The sequence below is a fragment of the Planktosalinus sp. genome (genome assembly GCF_059864935.1).
The window spans coordinates 1-1,717 of record NZ_JCBCCK010000024.1; the positions used below are offsets into that span (position 1 = coordinate 1).

The following is a 1,717-nucleotide window of genomic DNA, read 5'->3' on the forward strand; positions in this document are numbered from 1 at the left end:
TAATTAAAACCCGGCTGCAGGAGTTGTCTCCTTTGGGCATTTCAGCTGGTAGTTTTTTTGTGATAATGGTACCCGCTTTTTTTATACTGATGTCCACAGGTTTCTTTAGTGCTGAGGTATTGCAAAACCCTGCCACTTTGAATGCAACAGGTTATATTGCTTTGCTGGCCATTTTTGGGTCAGCCTTAGCACTGTTGGTGTTTAACAAATTAATTCAAATTAGTACCCCGGTGTTTTCAACCTCAGTAACTTATACCATACCCATTGTAGCCTTGATGTGGGGTGTGATTGACGGTGAAAAGTTTACTTTAATGCAAGCTTTGGCAGGTGGTGTGATTTTATTTGGGGTGATTCTGGCCAACAGCAAAAAGCGTGTACGAAAAACCGCCCCGGTTTAGTGGGGCGGTTGAATTTAATCGTATATATATTCAAGTTTAGATTTTTGGTTTTTACTATAAAGAGCTTTTGCTAAAGAATCAACCTCCTTACTAAAAAAAGCATATTTAGAACATTCACTAAATATTGGTTTTTTTCCTTCATAATCAGCGTAATTTATTGCTTTAATAGTTTTAGAGAAATCTTCACCAACTTTTTTTGCTTGTGCTACTTCAGCATGAAATATAACCGCAACCTGAGGAGATGTTCCCAAATCGTTGTTTTCTATAATGAAATTTTGAAAATTTCCATTTGTTCCTTTATTCACACATCCATAAAATACACTTATTTTATAGGATTGAATAAATGCTTCTTTAGACTCGTATGTTAATTCATTTTTTGAAGAACATCCGAATGAAAATATAACAATTATTAGAATTACATTTTTTAATTTAACTCCCATATACCAGGATGTTATTTTACAACTTTAAATATAGTCAATTTATATAAAAAAAACCGCCCCGGTTTAGTGGGGCGGTTTTGTCAAAAGTCTGTCTTCTTAGATTTACAATCTAATTAAAATCTTCCTGGCTTACTCCTTCGTTGATTTTAATATCAGAAACTTCAAATTTGATTTCCTGAGGTCCTGCAGAGACTGTCATAGTGTGTGGAAATTTAACCCCACTCACTTCTTTATAATCTGCAAATGCTATAGATGATTTCATCTGCATACCATTTACCTCCTGGGTAGTTTCGTCTTTGATTTTCAGACCGGTTTCAATGTTGTAAAAGCTTACTTTTGAGCTTCCAAAACTTACGGCATAGGCATTTTGACCATCAATATTTTCAACGCCAATTAAGCTAGCGTTTGAGGAAGTTAACTCAGGGAATAAACCTGCTGCCTCTTTCATTTCGTTGATTTGGCTTTCGTCAAATTGTAATTTTTGACCCTGAGCCATAGTATATCCGGATTGACCATCAAAAACTGTTTTTTGAAGCGGCATACCACCCATCAGTATAGCTTGTGACATTTTATTGTCGTTGGTAACTTTCATTTCCATTCCCAATTGCATTCCTTGCATAGTAGCACTTGCAGTAGTAAATACTGACTTGATATTGTCGATGTTGCTTTTGCCGCCAATAGCCTTTATATAATTTGACAACACGGTTTCAACTGTCACTGAAGCATCCATTTCTACCTTATAATTGGGTTCTTCCACTTCATTGGCGTAACTGTCAAAATAGCGCACGGGTAATTTTGAACCGTCGCCCCTGTCAATGTTTTTCAAGCCTTCAAGCACCTCAGATCCTTTGCCAACAACAACTATGCGAGCCCGGTCTA

2 protein-coding genes and 1 pseudogene are annotated in these 1,717 nt (G+C 36.5%); 1 reads left to right on the plus strand and 2 read right to left on the minus strand.

The annotated features are described in order from the left end of the window. The coding region (locus AC6F75_RS01025) for an EamA family transporter (protein WP_500713067.1) at positions 1-398 on the plus strand (398 nt) is incomplete at its 5' end. Between the two features lie 14 nt (positions 399-412). On the opposite strand, the gene AC6F75_RS01030 is transcribed toward AC6F75_RS01025, so the two are convergent. Both AC6F75_RS01030 and AC6F75_RS01035 read right to left on the minus strand, forming a co-directional pair. Further along, complete coding sequence (locus AC6F75_RS01030) at positions 413-838, minus strand: hypothetical protein (RefSeq protein WP_500713068.1); 426 nt, start codon at positions 836-838, stop codon at positions 413-415. A gap of 109 nt (positions 839-947) precedes the next feature. Next, positions 948-1,717: pseudogene (locus AC6F75_RS01035) on the minus strand (insulinase family protein); the annotation flags it as partial.